Below are 18,347 nucleotides of genomic sequence, written 5' to 3'. Positions count from 1 at the left end.
AGTTCACGCGCCGCGTGCAATTGCTGGAATTAATCCAGATCGAGGCGAAACGGCTTGCCGATCACGGTCAGATTGCCGGGGCCCATCTCGTCGAGCGCGCGGACCATGCGGCCGCCGCGGCCCAGCGCCTTGTCGGCGAGGGTCACGAGCAGGCGGTTGGGGGATGCGATCGGGGAGGCCGCGCGGATGCGCAGCGCAATGTCGCGCTCGTCGCGGTCCGGATTGAGCATGCAGGCGGCGGCAAAGGCGCTGGCGGTGGAGCGGGAGATGCCGGCATAGCAATGGATCACCAGCGGCGAGGCGCGGTCCCAGCCGCGGACGAAGTCCAGCACCTGCGCGATGTGGCCCTCGTTCGGCGCGACAAATCCGTCCATGGCCTCGGTGATGTCGTCGACCTGAACCCTGAGATGATTGACCTCGCTGATCGACGGCGGCCGCTGCACCTGCGCGACATTGGCCATGATGGTGAGCACGTGGCTCGCGGCCGTGTCCTTCACGGTGGGATGCAGATCGGCGAGCGAGCAGACGTGGATCATCGGGGAACCTTTTGTTGAGCGTCGTTATAACGCTCCGTTCTCTCCACGTCATGCCCGGGCATGACCGAGTTTAAATTACGCCAGCAGCGCCTCAAACCTTGCCAGATACCGCTTCTCAGCCTTCCCCGCCGACCACGGCGTCAGGTAATCTTCCACCATGGCTTCCGAGAGGCCGGGATCCTTGCCGAACAGTCGCTTGGCCTCGGCTTCCTTGAAACCCGCAAGCCGTGTGGCTTCCAGATAGGCGGCGCCCATATCGGCGGCCTTGATCTGCTTGGTGATCCCGGGCTCCAGCACCGGCGGCAGGCCGAAGCGGATGTGGATGGCGCCGAGCAGGCGATTCTCGATCACCTTGTAGTCGCCGCCGATCACCGCCTTGAACGGCGAGATCATATCGCCGATGACATATTCCGGCGCGTCATGCAGCAGGGCCGCGAGCCGTACGCGCTCATCAGCGCGCGGCATTTGCTCGCGCAACACAGCTTCCACGAGAAGCGTGTGCTGTGCCACCGAGAAAATATGTGTGCCATGGGTCTGCCCGTTCCAGCGCGCTACGCGCGCGAGCCCGTGGGCAATATCGGCAATTTCGATATCCAGCGGCGAGGGATCGAGCAGATCAAGCCGCCGGCCCGACAGCATGCGTTGCCAGGCGCGGGTGGCGACGTCAGTGGAGAATTTCGATTTGGCCATCGGTTCTTGTTCTTGAGTTTCTTGCTGCTACTTCGCCTTGAGGCGCGGCTTGCGCTTCAGGCCCATGCAGGCCTCGTGGCAAAAGCAGGTCACGAGATGATCGTTGACCATGCCTGTGGCCTCCATAAAGGCATAGACGATGGTCGGGCCGACGAATTTGAAGCCGCGCCCCTGCAGATCCTTGGAGATCTTGGCCGATAGCGGTGTCGAGGCAGGCACGCTGCCATGGGTCTTGAAATTATTGACCAGTGGCTTGCCGTCCACGAAGTCCCACAGATATTTCGAGAAGCCGGCGCCTTCTTCCATGATTTTCAGATAGCCTTTGGCGCTGAGGATCGCGCCTTCTATCTTGGCGCGGTTGCGCACGATGCCGGCATCGTTCATCAGCGCGTGAACTTTTTTCTCGCTGTAGCGCGCGATTTTTTCCGGCTGAAAGTCATCGAATGCTTTGCGGAAATTGTCGCGCTTGCGCAAGATGGTGATCCAGGAGAGGCCGGCCTGGAAGCCATCGAGGATCAGCTTCTCGTAGAGCGCGCGGTCGTCATATTCCGGAACGCCCCATTCGGTGTCGTGATAGGCGACATAGAATGGATCTTCGCCCGGCCACGGGCAGCGCGTCCTGCCGTCGGCATGCGTGATCGCGGGCTTGTTCATGCGGGGGTCTTCTTCGTGGCCAGCGCGCGTACGGCAGCGGCGTCGGCGAGATGAATGGCGATGTCGCCGGCCAGGAAAGCGGCATCGGCATCGAGCGCATCACTGGCGCGGTCGGTGCGGATCATGGCGAGGCCACGGCCATCGGCAGACGAGCCCATGGTGCCGATCGGCTTGTCCGCAGCGCGGATTTCGGTGCCGGCGGCCGGCGCCGGGCCATCCAGCGTGATGCCGACGATGCGCGTGCGCGCCGTACCGCGATGCTGCATGCGGGAGACGACCTCCTGGCCGATGTAACAACCCTTGTCGAAGTCGACGCCGGCGAGCTTGTCCATATTGGCTTCGTGCGGGAACGCATCGCCATAGGCGAAATCAGCTCCGCCGCGTGGCACGCCGAGCCTGATGCGGTGCGCTTCATAGGCTGATGCATCGACCAGTTCGGCACCGACCAGCGCGGCCGTCTTCGGGACCAGATCGGGCGGCACGAGGATGCGATAGCCGAGCGCGCCGTCGCGCGGGTCGGCGAAGGCGAGGTCCGGTTTCATGCCGGGCTCGCCGTCCCACGCCGCGAGTACGCCGAGCGCATCGGAGAGATTTTCCACCGTCACTTTGGCGCGCAGCTTGTAGAAGCCTAGCTTGGTGGCCAGCGGTTGTGCCAGTTCGCGCGGGCAGTCGATCAGCAGCCCGCCGCCATGGCCGGCCGGTGCTTCGGTGATGAGGAAGTCGGCGATGATCTTGCCCTGCGGCGTCAGCAGCGCGGCGAACCGCGCGGTGCCCGGCGTCACCACCTCAAGCTCGGAAGTCACGAGGTTGTTGAGGAAACCGCGGGCGTCGTTGCCGGCGATTTTCACCACACCCCGATTGGGGAGAAGCGCTGCTTTCATTGGGAAAATCTCGAAAAATCCAATAAACGAGCCAGGAAACGAGGGTGAATCACGGCTGGCGGATATGACAGCTAAAGTTAAGCCGCTAAGATGCCGACAACAAGGCCCGCGCTCATCCTGCGCGGCATTCACAGGCTGTGACAAGACCAGATGACCCAGACATTCGATACGATTTTGAAGAACGGCACCGTCGTCAATCAGGACGGCGAGGGCGCGCGCGATATCGGCATCCGCAATGGCCGAATCGCCGCCATCGGATCGCTCGGCGCGGCCTCGGCCGCGGAGGTGATCGACTGCAAGGGGCTGCACATCCTGCCCGGCGTGATCGACACCCAGGTGCATTTCCGCGAGCCGGGTCTGGAACAGAAGGAAGATCTGGAGACCGGATCGAAGAGTGCCGTGATGGGCGGCGTCACCGGCGTGTTCGAAATGCCGAATACCAATCCGCTGACCATCGACGAAGCCACTTTCACCGACAAGGTGAAGCGCGGCCATCATCGCATGCATTGCGATTACGCCTTCTTCATCGGCGGGACCCGCGAGAACGTGCAGGACCTGCCGGAGCTCGAACGCGCGCCCGGCTGCGCCGGCGTGAAAGTATTCATCGGCTCATCCACCGGCGCGCTGCTGGTCGAGGATGACGACAGTCTCCGCCGCATCTTCCAGGTCATCAAGCGCCGCGCCGCCTTCCATGCCGAGGACGAATATCGCCTCAACGAGCGCAAGAACCTGCGCATTGAAGGCGACACCCGTTCGCACCCGGTGTGGCGGGACGAGACTGCGGCGCTGATGGCGACGCAGCGGCTGGTCAACCTTGCGCGCGAGACCGGCAAGCGCATCCATGTGCTGCATATCTCGACGAAAGAAGAGATCGAATATTTGCGCGACCACAAGGACGTCGCGTCCTGCGAGGCGACACCGCATCACCTGACCATGGCGGCGCCGGAATGCTATGAGCGCCTCGGCACGCTGGCGCAGATGAATCCGCCGGTGCGCGATGCCAGCCATCGCGACGGCATCTGGAACGGCATCAGTCAGGGCATCATTGATGTGCTCGGCTCCGACCACGCGCCGCACACGCTCGAGGAAAAGAAGAAAATCTATCCGGCGTCGCCCTCGGGAATGACCGGCGTGCAGACGCTGGTGCCGATCATGCTGGATCACGTCAATGCCGGCCGCCTGTCGCTGGCACGCTTCGTCGATCTGTCGAGTGCAGGTCCCGCGCGGCTCTACAACATCGCCATGAAGGGCCGCATCGCGGCGGGCTATGACGCCGACTTCACCATCGTGGATCTGAAACGCACCGAGACCATCACCAATGACTGGGTAGCCTCGAAGGCGGGCTGGACGCCCTATGACGGTGTGAAAGTCACCGGCTGGCCCGTGGGCACATTCGTGCGCGGCAACCGCGTGATGTGGCAGGGCGAGCTTGTCACGCCGTCACAGGGCGAGACGGTGAAGTTCCTGGAGACGTTGAAAGCGTAAGGTATCTCAGGCTGGATCGCCCGCGGAAGCGGGCGACGACAGTCAGAGCTATGTGACTACTGCCGTGCCAGTGTCAGCGAGAACTCGCCATTGCGCACGCGGCCCGGAAGACCCTCGACAAACTTCGCCACGGCGTCCTCGCCATAGGTGCCGACGAGTTCGGCAAAGGCTGCGAACAGGCTGGCCTGCGCGAGGCAATCGCCATCGACGCCGTCATGTCGTGCTTCCGCCCAGGCTTCGTTGAGATAGCTCAGCGCGGCCTGCTTCTGTTCCTGATCCGGTAGCGGATCGCGGGCGGGGCGGTACGACAATGATCTCGCTCATGAAATTCCCAAAACGGTCTTCGGCGCTCATCAAAGCGAAGCGCGCCTCGCAAGTTCGAATCGAGATTTACCACGCGGAGCAGGTTCCGCGAGCGACATCTTTAAGAAAGGTTAACGACAGTGACTCACATTGTCCGACATTATGTTAACAGCGGGAACCGGCCATCTTGACCGGTTGAGGAAGCCTATGGACGCAAACAGTTTTTCGTCTTTCGCGAGTCCCGGCGACGCTGCGCGCGCAGCAGAGCTGCGACGCGTGAAGGCGATCGCCGCACTGGTGCTGGCGAGCTGTCTGGTGGTGTTCATAGCGGCAAAAATCCTGCTGCCGATTCATCCCGTGTTCGGATTCGTTGCGGCCTTCGCGGAAGCGGCCACCATTGGCGGATTGGCGGACTGGTACGCCGTTGTCGCGCTGTTCCGTCGGCCGCTGGGTCTGCCGATTCCGCACACCGCGATCATCCAGGCGAATCAAAATCGCATTGCCGACAAGCTGGGTGAATTCATCGAGGTGCATTTCCTCGAAGCCGGGCCGGTCGAGGCCAAATTACGTGAGGTGGATTTTGCGAGTTTCGTTGCAGACTGGCTGAGCGACAAGAAGCGTAGCGCCGATCTCGCGAGTTTCTTGCTGCGGCTGTTGCCGGAGGTGATGTCGGCGACGGAAACGTCTGGTCTCAAAACCTTCATCACACGCCGTGTGATGACCCAGCTGCAGTCGGTTGATCTCGCGCCCATCGCTGCCGGCACCATGCGGGGCTTCATCAGGGATGGTCGCCATCAGGGCCTGCTCGACAATCTGCTCGGCGCCATGCATGGCGCGCTGACCGAGCCGGACACGCTAGCCGTCATCAAGAACAAGATTCGCGACGAGCTGCCGACGTTGCTCAAACTCTACCGCGCCGATGCGTTCCTGCTGAAGCGCATCGTCGCGTCGGCCACGACCTTCTTCGACGATGTACGCAAGGATCCTGCGCATCCGTTCCGTGGCGAGTTCGACCGCATGCTGCTGTCCTTCGTCGATCGGCTGGAGACCGAGCCCGGCTTCACCGGCCGTATCGATGGGTTGAAGCGCGATCTGCTGGCGCGCTCCGAGCTTGCCGAACTAGGACGTAATCTCTGGAACAATGCGCGCAGCTTCATCGAGCGCAGTGCATCAGGTGAAAGCAATGTACTGGCACATCATCTGGCCAATGTATTCGTCGAGGCCGGCGCAGCGCTGCGCGCGGATGCCGAGATGCGCGGCGAGATCAACCAGGGCATCGTCGTGGTGTTGCGCACGTTCATCGCCGATCAGAAAAGCGGCGTGTCGAGTTTTATCGCCGACCAGGTGAAGGGCTGGGACATGCAGCAGCTGATCGGTGTCATCGAAGTCAATATAGGCCGCGATCTGCAATATATCCGCTTCAACGGTTCGCTGATCGGCGGGCTCGCCGGGCTGGCGCTCTACACGATCGAATATCTGTTGCGACTGCTGTGAGAGCAGTTCCGCATTGCGGAAAAGTGAGGCGCCGGGGGTATCGGGATGCGCTTGAACTGCCACAAACCCGACCTTAACTTGAGTGAACTGATAGTTGCTTCGGTGCGTTGTGTGATTCCCTCCTGTGAGGCTGCTTTCAAATCAATCGATATGACCGGCCAACGCGCCGGCGAGAGGAAATCAGATGTCGGCTACGGCCCAGGCGCAGCGTCCCCCATCGAAAACCCTGATGTTTCTTGAAGGCCGTGCGGTCCACGAATTCGGCGCGTTTCTGGGTGCGCTGCCGCTGCTGAATCTCGCGCCGCGTGGCGATGGTCATCCGGTACTGGTACTGCCGGGCCTTGTGGCCTCTGATGTTTCGACAGGTCCGCTCCGCACCTTCCTCAAGGGCCGCGGCTATGCCGTCAGCGGCTGGAAGCAGGGCCGCAATCTCGGTTTGCGCGACGGTGTGCAGGGCAGCATGGTCGAATTGCTGAAAGAGATGAACGAGACCCACGGCCGCAAGGTGAGTCTGGTCGGCTGGAGTCTCGGCGGCCTTTACGCACGCCAGCTCGCCAAGATGATGCCGGACCGCGTCCGTTCGGTGATCACGCTGGGCAGCCCGTTTGCCGGCCATCCGAAATCCACCAATGCCTGGCGTGTCTATGAATTCGCCAGCGGCAAACGCGCCGACGACACCGACGACGATTTCGGTGGCTCGCTCGCCGATACGCCGCCGGTCCCGACCACCGCGATCTACAGCCGCACCGACGGCGTCTGTGCCTGGCAGGGCTGCGTAGAGAAGCCGTCGGCGATGTCGGAGAGCATCGAGGTCGAGAGCAGCCATTGCGGGATGGGGCATCACCCCGCTGTCGTCTATGCAGTGGCGGAGCGTCTCGCGCAGAAGGAAGGCGCGTGGGCGCCGTTCGATCGCTCTGGCTGGCGCAGCCTGGTCTATCCGGACCCTAATAGGTAAAGGCGCGTCAGCGACACGCTTACTCTGCTGCTGTCGTCACGATCCTGATCTCAGATGTTAGTGTCCGGTGTACCGGGCACTTGTCAGCGATCTCCATGAGCTTTGCGCGCTGCTCGGCGTTGAGTTTGCCGTCGATCGTGATGACGCGCTCGATCTGATCGAGCATGCCGTCCTTGGTCTCGCATTCCTCGCAATCCCTGGCGTAGATCTTCTTGTGGTTCAGCGTCACCGTGACGTGGTCCATCGGTAATGTCTTGCGTTCGGCATAGAGCCGCATGGTCATCGCGGTGCAGGCGCCGAGCGCGCTGAGCAGCAGATCATATGGACCGGGTCCGGTGTCCTCGCCTCCGGCGGCGATCGGCTCGTCGGCGAGTATCTGATGCGGGCCGACAGTGATGACCTGCTGGAATTTGCTGGCGCGCGTCTCGCTCACCACCACCTTGCGTGGCTCATCGGGCAGGCTCGCTACGGGCGCGATGGCGACCGCATTGAGATAGCGCCCGGCCCAGGCCGCGATGACATCGGCGACATAGATCGCGTCATGCTTTTGCGTGAGCAGGTGATCGGCACCGGCCAGCGAGACGAAGCTCTTGGGATGTTTGGCAGCGACGAAAATCCTTGTGGCGTTGTCAATGCCCACTGTGTCGTCGGTGGGCGCATGCATGATCAGCAGCGCCTTGTGGAGCCTGGTCACCTTGGCCATCAGATTGTGCTCGGCGATATCGTCGAGGAACTCACGCTTGATGCTGAATGGCCGACCGGCGAGCTTGACCTCGACCTCGCCTTTTTCGCGGATCGCGTCGACATGTTCGGAGAACATGTCGGTGACATGCGCGGGATCGGAGGGCGCCGCGATGGTGACAACGGCCTTGGCTTCCGGCACCTGTTCAGCGGCGGAGAGGATCGCTGCGCCGCCGAGGCTGTGGCCGATCAGGATTGCCGGTGCCTGGCGTATTTCCCGCAAATGGTCGGCGGCTTTTACGAGATCGGCGACATTCGACGAGAAGGTGCTATTGGCGAAATCGCCCTCGCTGGAGCCGAGGCCAGTGAAGTCGAAGCGCAGAACGGCGATGCCCTTGAGCGTCAGCGCCGCGGAGATACGCCGCGCCGCGAGCACATCCTTGCCGCAAGTGAAGCAATGCGCGAACAGCGCGTACGCGTGGACATCGCCATCGGGCAGGTCGAGCGCCGCCGCCAGCATATGGCCGGCCGCGCCGGGGAATTGAAAGCGTTCAGTTGGCACGGTGGGCTCCTGTCGTGACAGATGTCTCTCTCTACACCGATTCCAACCAATCAATCAGCGGGTACCCAACACCCCTGCGAAAATGAGGCCGAGATGCCGCTCTCTTCGCGCTGCACCTCGGGTTGAACTTTAGTTCTGCGCGGCCGCTCGAGCACGCGCTTGCCGGCCTCCGATGTCGGTGCTAGATGTCGGGTCATCGTACAACTTTTGGGGTGCGCTGCCGATACAAGCTGATGGACGGCGGGCCGGCACGCTTCTAGAATTGTGACAAGATCGACCCCGCAAAGGGGCGAACCAGAATAATGGCCAACGCGCCGCATCGGGAAATTCACAGGGAGGATTTCGTCCATGAAGAGAAGAGATGTCGTCAAAGGCGGACTGGCCGCGCTCGCGGTTGGCGCTACCGGTCTCGGGCGGTTCACGCCTGCGCAGGCGCAGGCCAAGATGGTCCTCAAGGCCTCTGACGTCCACCCGCTCGGCTACCCCACGGTCGAATCCGTGGTCCGCATGGGCAAGAAGCTGGATGCCGCCACAAGCGGCCGGCTCACCATCCAGATGTTTCCCTCCATGCAGCTTGGCGGCGAGAAGGAAGCCATCGAGCAGGCCCAGGTCGGCGCTCTGCAGATCGCCCGTATCTCTGTCGGTGCGGTCGGCCCCGTGGTCGATGACGTCAACGTCTTCAACATGCCGTTCGTGTTTCGCGATTCCAAGCACATGGAAGCGGTCCTCGATGGCGAGATCGGCACCGAGCTGCTGAACAAGATCACGACTAATGAAAAAACCGGTCTGGTCGCGCTTGGCTGGATGAATGCCGGCTCGCGCAACATCTACAACAGCAAACGCCCGATCAAGACGCTCGCCGATCTCAAGGGTCTCAAGATCCGGATGATCGGTAATCCCTTGTTTATCGACACCATGAATGCGCTAGGTGGCAACGGCGTCGCCATGGGCTTCGATCAGGTGTTTAGTGCCATGCAGACCGGCGTCGTCGATGGGGCCGAGAACAATCTGCCATCCTTCGTGGCGCAGAACCATTTCCAGGTCGCCAAGTATTTCTCGATGACTGAGCATCTGATCATTCCGGAATTGCTGGTGTTCTCGAAAGCGTCATGGGCGAAGCTCACGCCGGACGATCAGGCGCTGCTGAAGAAATTCGGCCGGGAAGCGCAGCTCGAGCAGCGCGTGCTCTGGTATGAGGCGGAGAAGACCGCGCTGGACAAGATGAAGGAAGTCGGCACCGACATCGTCACGTCCATCGACAAACAGCCGTTCCGCGATGCCGTGAAGCCGGTGTGGGACAAATACGGTGCGAAATACGCCGAGATGACCAAGCGCATTGCTGCGGTGAGCTAGCGGCATGCTCTCAATGTGTCGTCCCCGCCTTCGCGGGGACGACAGGATAGGCCAGCGCTTCCGTTGCGTTACCTGAGGTCTTCATGTCTGACGTTATTTCCAAACTGCCGGCTGCATCCAATCATCACGCAGATACGGCCAGCCATGGTGCGGCTTACGCGTTCCGCCGCGCCATGAACGCACTGTACTGGTCCGGTGCCGTGTTTTCTTGCCTGGCGCTTGTGCTGATCTCCGCAATTATCCCTTGGGCTGTTTACACCCGTTACATTTTGAACAGCGCGGCGTCGTGGCCAGAGCCGCTGGCGGTGTTGCTGACCATCGCGGTGACGTTTATTGGCGCTGCCAACTGCTATCGCCAACGCATCCACATGAACATGACAGTAGGGACCAACCTGCTGCCGCCTCACGCGCGTGTCGTAGCTGCTTTCATCAGCGAGTTGCTGATGGCTGCGGTGGCACTGTTCATGGTGATCTGGGGCATGAAGCTGGTGATGACCACCTGGGGCAATTCGGTGGATGAATTTCCCTGGTTGTCCGTCGGGATCACCTACATGCCGATCCCCGTTTCCGGCGCGATGATGTTTCTCTTTGTCGTCGAACGACTGACCATCGGTCCGCCGCCGCAGGATGGCAGCGACGCACACATACCTCTCGACTAGCTTCGCCGATCAGCTCCAGCCATAACAAAGAAAATCCGACATGGACATCGCCGTTCTTCTGCTCAGCATGTGTCTGTTCTTCGCCGTCGGCATGCCGATCGCCTTCGCGCTGGCGCTTTCCGCGCTGGTCGGCGCACTGTGGATCGATCTGCCCGTTGCAGCTGTGATGCAGCAACTCTCCAGCGGCGTTGGCAAGGTGTCGATGCTGACCGTGCCGTTCTTCGTGCTGGCCGGCGCCATCATGGCAGAAGGCGGCATGGCGCGAAGGCTGGTGGATTTTGCAGCCGTCGTGGTCGGCTTCACGCGCATCCGCGGCGGCCTCTCCCAGGTCAATATTTTGGCTACGACTATCATGTCCGGGATCTCCGGCTCGTCGGTCGCGGATACGTCGGCGATTGGCTCGGTAATGATCCCGCAGATGGCTGCGAAAGGCTATCCACGTGTGTTCGCCACCAATGTGACGATCTCCGCTTCGGTCCAGGCGATCCTGGTGCCGCCGAGCCACAATGCGGTGATCTATTCGCTGGCGACCGGCGGCGTAGTCTCGATCACCAGCCTGTTCCTGGCAGGTATCGTGCCCGGGCTACTGCTTGGCTTCGCGATCATGCTGTTGTGTCTCTACTTTGCCTATCGCGATGGTCATCCGAAGGGCGAGCCGGTGCCAGTGAAGCAGGCGCTGAAGATGCTGGGGGATGCCACCTGGGGCATCGTCACGCTGGTGATCGTGCTCGGTGGCATTCTTACAGGCGTGTTCACGCCGATCGAGGCTGGCGCTGTGGCGTGCGTCTGGGCCTTCTTCGTCACGATGTTTATCTATCGCGATTACAAATGGTCCGAGCTGCCGATGCTGACCTACCGGACGCTCCAGACGGTAGCGATGGTGCTGACGCTGGTCGCGACCGCGTCATGCTTCGGCTATGTCGCTGCGATGATGCGGATGCCGGCGCATATGACCGAGTTCTTCGTCGCGATCTCGTCGAACAAATATGTGCTGCTGATGTGGCTCAATATCATGCTGCTGATCCTCGGCACGGCGCTCGATCTCGCGCCACTGCTGCTGATCTGCACGCCGATCCTGCTGCCGGTGGTGAAGAGTTTCGGGATCGACCCCGTGCATTTCGGCATCGTGATGCTGCTCAATCTCGGCATCGGCCTGCTGACGCCGCCGGTCGGTACCACGCTGTTCGTCGGCTGTGCCATCGGCAAGGTCTCGGTGGACGAGGTGATGCGCGGGATCTGGCCGTTTTACTGGGTGATGTTCGCCGTGTTGATGCTGGTGACTTACGTGCCGTGGTTCTCGATGGCACTGCCGCACGCATTCGGCTTCAGGTGAGCTACTGGACCGGATCGACTGACAGCTGCTTGTAGCGTTCCTTGCCGTTCAGCAAATGCCGGCGCATCGCATCGCGAGCCTTGCGCGGCGAACGGGCGCTGATCGCATTGACGATGACTTGGTGCTCCTTCTCGATGCTCTCGAGATAGCGCTTCTGCAATTCGACCTTGCCATCGAAGGTGCGGATGCTCTGGCGCGGGATGATGAGGCCGCCGAGGAATTCCAGAAAACCGACGAAGCGCGCATTCTGCGTGGCGACAGCAATGGCGAAGTGGAAGTCGAAATCCTCCTTCACCGCACGGTCGCCATTGGCGATCGCGCGGCTGAAGGTAGCCGCGGCTTTGGCAATGGCTCGGATCTGGGCAGCGGTGGCGCGCTCGCTGGCTATAGCCGCGGCCTCCATCTCGACGGCCGTGCGCAGTTCAAGAATTTCGATCACGCTGCCAAGTGAGCCCAGGCCGTCGGGGTCGATGGCATAAGGCTGCTGATCGGGCTCGCTGTTGACGAAGGCACCGGCGCCTTGCCGGGTGGTTACAAGACCCCGGGCGCGGAGTGCCGCAATCGCCTCTCGAACGACTGTGCGGCTGACGCCCATGGCCGCCATCATGGCCTGCTCGGTCGGCAGGCGCGCGCCTGCGGGCAAGCGGCCTTCGATGATCTGGGCAGCGATGCGCTCGACGACTTCCTCAGTACGGCGGCGCACGGGATTGAGCGGTCGCAGCAAAGGCGTGCCTGCGGCCCCATTGGTTGTCTTGCGCCTGGTGCGTGGCTTAGCTTGTCCGGTCATCGTACAACCGGGCTATCATTGCCGATGTCGCTGCGCAAGCTTGCGGCACGCGTCATTGCGCTGCACGCTCTTACATTGTTTCGAGTTCGGGCAGCCTGAGATCGCATTCGACCCAGGCGCCGTTAATGGTGAAGCGCTGGAACGGCGAGTTGGGCACCGGAGCCTGCAATGGGGCGAGGAATTGCGCGTCGGCGGGGCTGCGGAGGTGAAACTGGATATGGCTGGCGGAAAGGGCGTTGCGCGACAGCCAGATCATGCCGGAAAACAGCTCGATCAGCAGTTGTCCGTATTTATCGAGACCGGCACTCCCGAAGTCGTAGGTCGGCGACACGGTCATGAAACGGCAACGCAGCACGGGACCTTCGAATTTGGGCATCAGAAGTTTGCTGACCTGACAGAAGGCCTGCGGAACGGTGCCGTCGTAGAGACCGTACAACCCACCCTTGCCGCCCTGCATGACAGGGTCCAAAGCCGCGAAAATACCTTGGGTGTAAGTGGAGAAGTCTTCCTCGGCTGCCTCGGCAGCCTTACGCCACTGTGACTTCAGCGAAGCCCAGCTTCTGTCGGCGTCGGTGATCGGCACGAGCCGCATCTCGAGGTCCCCCCGCCGATTTACACACGGCCGGATGCAACCCTAGCTATATACCCTCAAGATTTTGATAACGCGGGAACTTGGCGCCAGCGGCGTTTGCTCGCCAGCGGACGGCTACAGCGCTCGTTCAGGCGCCAGCGGACTGTAGTCCGGCTGCAGCTGCGGCCACGATCGACGCCACCACCTGCTTCCAGGTCTTCGACGACTGCGGGCGATGAGACGGGGCTTTGAAGCGCATGGTCCTTGTCCGGTTGGGCCGCACATATTGCTGCGCAGCCGAGCGTCCTCAGGGACGACACCCGGAAAATCGTGCCTTGCGCGGGGGAAGTCGATCCCCCGACAAAAATAGCAATACCCGCACTGCTCTCGCGCCGGACGGCGGTTGGCTTATTCTCTGCCGGCATTGAACGGCAGTGAATTATTCTCGCTGCCTCAACCCCTCGCGGGAGCTTGCTCCTGCACTGCTGCCGGCTCCTGGCAAACATCGACCCAGCTGGCCCCAGTCAGTTCGGCCATCCGTGCCGGGGACATCCGTATCGAACTGTTGACCGAGCCCGCCGCCGGCCATACCTCGGCGAATTCCTTCAGCGACACGTCGCAGTAGACTTGCAATGGCGTTGCCAGGCCGAACGGGCAGACGCCGCCGACCGGATGGCCGGTGAGAGCAACGACCTCGTCGGCCCCCAGCATGCGGGGCTTGCCGCCAAGTGCATCGCGTGCCTTCTTATTGTCGAGCCGCGCTGTACCCTTGGTCACCACCAGCACCACCCGGTCGCCGACCCGCACCGACAGCGTCTTGGCGATTTGGCCGGGTTCGACGCCCAACGCCTCGGCGGCGAGAAGGACCGTGGCCGAGCTTTTGTCGGTAACGGTGACGGATAATTCGGGGGCGTGGGCGGTGAGAAAGGCGCGGACGGACTCAAGGCTCATGATGCGGTCTCGGTGACATACCGCCACGCCCTCTCACATGTCGCCGGCAAAGTGAAGTCACATCCGTGCATTGGGGAACTGGGGCGGCGCTGCCGCGCCATTCCCTCACGCCGGTTTTGACCTTATACGGGCTCTTGTCTGGCTGACCGTGCCGGGCGATGTTCTGGAGCCTACCCCTCGATGCTGCCGGCCTATGTGATCCATGCCAAGTCGTTGCCCGAGCGCACGGAGCATATCCAGCGCGAGCTCGACCGTGCGGGCATCAAGTTCGAGTGGGTGCTGGATTTCGATGCCGACGAGATCACCTCCGATGTCGATCGGGCTTATTTCGCCGAAGGCGCTGACCTAACGTTGAGGCAGAAATCCTGTTCCTTGAAGCACATCGTCGCCATGCAGCGCATCCGCGAGCGCGGCCAGGATCTGGCGCTGATCTTCGAGGATGACGCATTGCTGGTGACGGATTTCTGCGACCAGTTGAAGCGCGTGCTCGACGAAGCCGAAAAGTGGCCGCGGCCGCGCATTCTGCATCTTGGCGCAGCGACCAATTTTTACACACCGGCGTCGGAGTTGCGCCCGGGCCAAATCGTCTATCCCGGCAATCGCGTGCGCAATATGGAAGCCTATGTGCTGGGTGCGCCCGAGGCCTCGGCGCGACTTGACTGGATCGCGCGGCATCCGATGCATGAGCCTATCGACATCGCCTTCAACACCGGCGATCCCGCCATGGGCATCCCGTTCCTGTGGCCAGAACCGCCGCTGGCGGAGCAAGGCTCGCTCAACGGCGTGTTCAAGAGCTCGCTCGATCGCAAAGGGCATGCGCAATTGCAGCTGCGCATACAGTTTGCCGTGCAGAAATTCAGGCGGCGTTATTTGAAGCGGTGGCTGAAGCTGAAGTAGTTATCGCTTTCCGGCCGGCCATTCCGAATGCGCATTGCGCACCAACGCGCCCAGCAATCCCACTGCCAGACAGTACAGCATCCCTTGCGTCACCGCCGAGATGTGGCTGTTGAATAGAGAGCCAATCACGTTCTGCAACACGACCGCTTGGCCGAGGATGCTCGCATAATCGCGCGCGAGAAAAAGCCGTGCATGCGCGATCCACATGGCCCATAGCAGCAGCCCGCCGATCAGGCCGACCTGCAGCACGGTATGAAGCGTTTGATTGTGCGGGTCGGGCGTGGCGTGGCCGTAAGGCGACGGCTTCGTCGCCTCCATGCTCTGATACAGCGGCTTGATGCTCCCGGTGCCGTGACCGACGATGGGCGAGGCCTTCACGAAGCCGACTGCCTTGCTCCAGAAATCCAGCCGCGATGCCGTCGAAACTGTTTCGCCGCCAGCGGTCTGGCCGCTATTGGCGTTGATGTCCGAATTGATCTCTGCAATCCGGCGCTGGGCTTGTGGCGAGGTCAGCAGTGCGATGCCGATCACGATCATGGCTGCGACCGCGACTATGGAAGAGCGCCGCCAGCCGCCGGCATGGATGACGAACAAACCGAGCAATGCGGTGGCCATGATTGCGCCGGTCTTCGACACATAGATCAGGAAAATGTCGGCAAAGAACAGAAGCGCGAGCACGATCATCGCAATGGCGCGGCGGGTGTCCTGCACCCAGATACGCATCGCGCCGATCGCCAGAGCGAAGGCACAAAGTGCGAAGCAGCCGGATTGAACCGCATTGTCCTTGAAGGGCACACCGGGCGCCTTGAACCAGCCCCACGGTCCCGTGGGCCACAGGAACGCAGCCCATGACAGGGCGAGAAGACATATACAGGCGGCAAGAAAGCCATAAGCGATTTGTAACGCCTGTTTGGGCGTAAATGCCGTTGCCATCACCAATGGGATCAGCAGCAGCTTGGCGTAGGGACCAACCCATCTGATCGCGCCGCTGAGCGGCTGCATCGACCAGATTACGCCGACCAGGATCAGCGCGAACAGCGCGACCGGCAGATAGGCCGCCGGCCTCCGCAACGTGGCGATGAAACGATCGCGGTCGAGTGTCAGCAGCGCGAGCACTGCAAAGATCGACACCGCGATAGCCTGACCGCTGGTCGAGAACGGCAGCGAGAAGCCGGTGGCAATGGCAGCGATCTGCCGGGCATCCGCAAGTTTGCGCGGCAGATCGTTGTTCGTCATATGCCCAGGAGTTTCCGTGCGTTGTTCTTCAGGACCTTCGGACGCACCTCGTCGCGAATGTCGAGCTTGGCGAAATCGGCCATCCAGCGATCCGGCATGATCACCGGCCAGTCGGAGCCGAACAGCATCTTATCCTGCAGGATCGAATTGATGTAGCGCACCAGGATCGGCGGGAAGTATTTCGGCGACCAGCCGGACAGGTCGATATACACGTTGGGCTTGTGGGTCGCGACCGACAGCGCCTCTTCCTGCCAGGGGAAGGAGGGATGCGCCAGAATGATCTTCATGTCGGGGAAATCGACCGCAACATCGTCCATATACATCGGGTTGGAATATTTCAGCCGCATCCCCATGCCGCCCGGCATACCGGAGCCGACGCCGGTTTGGCCGGTATGGAACAGCGCGATCGCGCCGCCTTCCTGGATCGCCTCATAGAGCGGATAGGCCATGCGGTCATTGGCGTAGAAGCCCTGCATGGTCGGGTGGAACTTGAAACCCTTCACACCGTATTCGGAGATCAGCTTGCGCGCCTCGCGCACGCCGAGCTTGCCCTTGTGCGGATCGATCGACGCGAACGGGATCAGTACGTCGGCGTTTTCTTTGGCGATCTCCAGCATCTCGTAATTGTTGTAGCGGCGGAAGCCGGTCTCGCGCTCGGCGTCGACCGGGAAGATCACCGCGGCGATCTTCTTGTCGCGGTAATAGGCGGCGGTTTCCTCGACGGTCGGCGGATGCTTGTGCGGCGACTTGAAATACTCGGCCATGCGGGCCTGGAAATCATCATAGCCGTCGTCGGCGTGGCAGCCGCATGGCTCTTCCGCATGGGTGTGGATGTCGATGGCGACCAGGTCGTCCGGATTGAGCAATTTCATGTCCCGCGTCTCCCGCACTTTCATCATTATCGTTGGCGGTTGCTCTAGCAAACCGGCCTGCTGAATGAAAGGCGCGGAACGCTGCCGACCTAGCCGGTGGAGAAGGACTGTGTCCGGATATCCTGCGCGGTGCGGCGGAGTGGGATCAGGTATTTCTCCTTTGCCGTCGCCTCGTCCATTGTGCCCGAGATGGCATTCACGCTGATCGCCGCGACGACCCGGCCGCCGTGGTCGCGGACGGGGACGGCGATACCGCAGATGGCTGGATCGAGCTCGCCATCGACCCAGCCATAGCCTTCGGCCTCGACGCGTTCGAGCTCGCGTTCCAGCAGCACGGGATCGGTGATGGTGCGTGGGGTGATCTGCTTGAATTCGGTGGTGGCGAGATAGTGCGCGCGCTGGTCCGGCGGCTGGGCCGCCAGCAGGACGCGGCCGAGTGACACCACATGGGCGGGCAGGCGGCTGCCGACGGCGAGGTTGGCCGAGAGAATGCGCTGCGCCGGCAATCGCAGCGCATAGACGATCTCGGTCTCGTCCAGCACGGCCAGCGAGCAGGATTCGCCGATTTCGTTGCGCAGGTCTTCCAAAGCGCGTTGCGCATAGCCCCAGTAAGGCAGTGCATTGAGGTAGGAAAGGCCAAGCCCCAGCGCCCGCGGGCGTAGGCTGAAATAGCGGCCATCGGCTTCGCAATATTTCATCACGATCAATGTCGCGAGCATGCGGCGCGCCGTCGCGCGGCTGAGGCCCGCGATCGCGGCGACTTCCGAGAGCGTGTGCCGGCCCGGTGGGCGACCCAGCGCTTCGACGGCCGCAAAACCACGGGCGATCGCCCGAACGAAACCGTCACTGTCTTTGGCCATGCACCATCCTACCGGTTCGGACTTGTCAGTCTCGGGAAACCGCGCCTATAGTTGTTCGTAAGGCGGCCATAAAGTTCGCCTGGTGAACGTTAGTGGAGAAGGCGCTATGGCGCAAGCGGAAGTTTTTGAAACCGATTTCTGGAAGGACGCGAACCTGCGCAAGGTCTGGGACGAGATCGTCCCCGGCGAGCCACGCAAGACGCTGCCTTATGTCCTGACGAGGGAGGCGATCCAGCTCTATTGCCGCTCGGTTGGCGAGAACCACCCATTGTATTTCGATGAGGCTTACGCGAAGGCGTCGCCCTATGGCGGTCTGATCGCGCCGCCATCGATCCACATCCTGCTGATGTTCTCCTGCACGCCGGCCGACGACTGGATGCGCACACCTGGCACCGTCAATGCTGGCCAGTCCTGGAGCTACAACATCCCGGCACGGCCCGGAGACACCATCACCCTGCAGGCCCGCGCGCTCGACAAGTTCATCAAGCGTGAGCGGCTGTTCGTGATCCACGACAACGTGTTCTTCAACCAGCGCGGCGACGTCATCTGTTCTGGCCGCGGCCAGACCATCCGCCCGATGTGAGTGT

The 18,347-nt window shown here is 61.8% G+C and carries 20 protein-coding genes; 8 read left to right on the top strand and 12 right to left on the bottom strand.

Going from position 1 to position 18,347, the window contains the following annotated elements:
- Positions 1-29: 29 nt before the first annotated feature.
- From RSO67_RS13615 to RSO67_RS13600, 4 genes are all read right to left on the bottom strand, one after another.
- The gene (locus RSO67_RS13615; protein ID WP_315843882.1) at positions 30-536 is read right to left on the bottom strand and encodes a protein tyrosine phosphatase; all 507 of its coding nucleotides are present in this window, start codon (positions 534-536) and stop codon (positions 30-32) included.
- A gap of 75 nt (positions 537-611) precedes the next feature.
- The gene (locus RSO67_RS13610) at positions 612-1,226 is read right to left on the bottom strand and encodes an HD family hydrolase (protein WP_315843881.1); all 615 of its coding nucleotides are present in this window, start codon (positions 1,224-1,226) and stop codon (positions 612-614) included.
- 27 nt (positions 1,227-1,253) lie between these two features.
- Positions 1,254-1,880, bottom strand: coding sequence for a DNA-3-methyladenine glycosylase I (locus RSO67_RS13605; RefSeq protein WP_315843880.1), 627 nt, complete (start codon positions 1,878-1,880; stop codon positions 1,254-1,256).
- On the bottom strand, positions 1,877-2,761 hold the full coding sequence (locus tag RSO67_RS13600; protein WP_315843879.1) for a folate-binding protein: 885 nt from the start codon (positions 2,759-2,761) through the stop codon (positions 1,877-1,879). The genes RSO67_RS13605 and RSO67_RS13600 overlap by 4 nt, the downstream gene beginning before the upstream one ends.
- 150 nt (positions 2,762-2,911) lie before the next feature.
- Between RSO67_RS13600 and RSO67_RS13595 the strand changes: the two genes are divergently transcribed.
- Positions 2,912-4,246 (top strand): dihydroorotase, encoded by a 1,335-nt coding sequence (locus RSO67_RS13595; RefSeq protein WP_315843878.1) that lies wholly within the window; start codon positions 2,912-2,914, stop codon positions 4,244-4,246.
- A 56-nt stretch (positions 4,247-4,302) separates the two neighbouring features.
- Here the strand turns inward: RSO67_RS13595 and RSO67_RS13590 are convergent, their stop codons facing one another.
- A complete protein-coding gene (locus RSO67_RS13590) occupies positions 4,303-4,557 on the bottom strand; it encodes a hypothetical protein (RefSeq protein WP_184512031.1) in 255 nt (84 codons plus the stop codon).
- Between the two features lie 199 nt (positions 4,558-4,756).
- Between RSO67_RS13590 and RSO67_RS13585 the strand changes: the two genes are divergently transcribed.
- Positions 4,757-6,043, top strand: coding sequence for a DUF445 domain-containing protein (locus tag RSO67_RS13585; protein ID WP_315843877.1), 1,287 nt, complete (start codon positions 4,757-4,759; stop codon positions 6,041-6,043).
- A gap of 184 nt (positions 6,044-6,227) precedes the next feature.
- The gene (locus RSO67_RS13580) at positions 6,228-6,998 is read left to right on the top strand and encodes an alpha/beta hydrolase (protein WP_315843876.1); all 771 of its coding nucleotides are present in this window, start codon (positions 6,228-6,230) and stop codon (positions 6,996-6,998) included.
- Between the two features lie 19 nt (positions 6,999-7,017).
- Here RSO67_RS13580 and RSO67_RS13575 read toward each other — a convergent pair whose 3' ends face one another.
- On the bottom strand, positions 7,018-8,241 hold the full coding sequence (locus tag RSO67_RS13575; RefSeq protein WP_315843875.1) for a bifunctional alpha/beta hydrolase/OsmC family protein: 1,224 nt from the start codon (positions 8,239-8,241) through the stop codon (positions 7,018-7,020).
- Between the two features lie 348 nt (positions 8,242-8,589).
- Here RSO67_RS13575 and RSO67_RS13570 point away from each other — a divergent pair, with 348 nt between their 5' ends.
- From RSO67_RS13570 to RSO67_RS13560, 3 genes are all read left to right on the top strand, one after another.
- The gene (locus tag RSO67_RS13570; RefSeq protein ID WP_315843874.1) at positions 8,590-9,594 is read left to right on the top strand and encodes a TRAP transporter substrate-binding protein; all 1,005 of its coding nucleotides are present in this window, start codon (positions 8,590-8,592) and stop codon (positions 9,592-9,594) included.
- Positions 9,595-9,677: 83 nt separating this feature from the next.
- Positions 9,678-10,253 carry a TRAP transporter small permease gene (locus tag RSO67_RS13565; RefSeq protein WP_315843873.1) on the top strand — a complete coding sequence of 192 codons (576 nt, stop codon included), beginning with the start codon at positions 9,678-9,680 and terminating at the stop codon, positions 10,251-10,253.
- A 40-nt stretch (positions 10,254-10,293) separates the two neighbouring features.
- Complete coding sequence (locus RSO67_RS13560) at positions 10,294-11,586, top strand: TRAP transporter large permease (RefSeq protein ID WP_089265860.1); 1,293 nt, start codon at positions 10,294-10,296, stop codon at positions 11,584-11,586.
- Between the two features lies 1 nt (position 11,587).
- Here the strand turns inward: RSO67_RS13560 and RSO67_RS13555 are convergent, their stop codons facing one another.
- From RSO67_RS13555 to RSO67_RS13545, 3 genes are all read right to left on the bottom strand, one after another.
- Complete coding sequence (locus RSO67_RS13555) at positions 11,588-12,373, bottom strand: FadR/GntR family transcriptional regulator (RefSeq protein WP_315843872.1); 786 nt, start codon at positions 12,371-12,373, stop codon at positions 11,588-11,590.
- A 70-nt stretch (positions 12,374-12,443) separates the two neighbouring features.
- Positions 12,444-12,965 carry a hypothetical protein gene (locus RSO67_RS13550; protein WP_315843871.1) on the bottom strand — a complete coding sequence of 174 codons (522 nt, stop codon included), beginning with the start codon at positions 12,963-12,965 and terminating at the stop codon, positions 12,444-12,446.
- Positions 12,966-13,397: 432 nt separating this feature from the next.
- Positions 13,398-13,895 carry a YbaK/EbsC family protein gene (locus tag RSO67_RS13545; protein ID WP_315843870.1) on the bottom strand — a complete coding sequence of 166 codons (498 nt, stop codon included), beginning with the start codon at positions 13,893-13,895 and terminating at the stop codon, positions 13,398-13,400.
- 180 nt (positions 13,896-14,075) lie between these two features.
- Between RSO67_RS13545 and RSO67_RS13540 the strand changes: the two genes are divergently transcribed.
- Positions 14,076-14,792, top strand: a complete 717-nt coding sequence (locus tag RSO67_RS13540) for a glycosyltransferase family 25 protein (RefSeq protein WP_315843869.1) — start codon at positions 14,076-14,078, stop codon at positions 14,790-14,792.
- Here RSO67_RS13540 and RSO67_RS13535 read toward each other — a convergent pair whose 3' ends face one another.
- From RSO67_RS13535 to RSO67_RS13525, 3 genes are all read right to left on the bottom strand, one after another.
- A complete protein-coding gene (locus RSO67_RS13535) occupies positions 14,793-16,028 on the bottom strand; it encodes an O-antigen ligase family protein (protein WP_315843868.1) in 1,236 nt (411 codons plus the stop codon).
- Positions 16,025-16,900, bottom strand: a complete 876-nt coding sequence (locus tag RSO67_RS13530) for an amidohydrolase family protein (RefSeq protein ID WP_093757365.1) — start codon at positions 16,898-16,900, stop codon at positions 16,025-16,027. Before RSO67_RS13530 ends, RSO67_RS13535 begins: the two co-directional genes overlap by 4 nt.
- Positions 16,901-16,989: 89 nt before the next feature.
- Positions 16,990-17,760: an IclR family transcriptional regulator C-terminal domain-containing protein gene (locus RSO67_RS13525; protein ID WP_315843867.1), complete on the bottom strand. Its 771-nt coding sequence runs from the start codon at positions 17,758-17,760 to the stop codon at positions 16,990-16,992.
- 106 nt (positions 17,761-17,866) lie between these two features.
- On the opposite strand from RSO67_RS13525, the gene RSO67_RS13520 reads away from it, so the two are divergent.
- On the top strand, positions 17,867-18,343 hold the full coding sequence (locus RSO67_RS13520; protein WP_315843866.1) for a MaoC family dehydratase: 477 nt from the start codon (positions 17,867-17,869) through the stop codon (positions 18,341-18,343).
- The last annotated feature ends 4 nt before the right edge of the window (positions 18,344-18,347 follow it).

The organism is Tardiphaga sp. 709 (assembly GCF_032401055.1).
Lineage (GTDB): Bacteria > Pseudomonadota > Alphaproteobacteria > Rhizobiales > Xanthobacteraceae > Tardiphaga.
The sequence above is the reverse complement of the archived record's forward strand: the minus strand, read 5'-3'. Positions and strand labels throughout refer to the sequence as shown.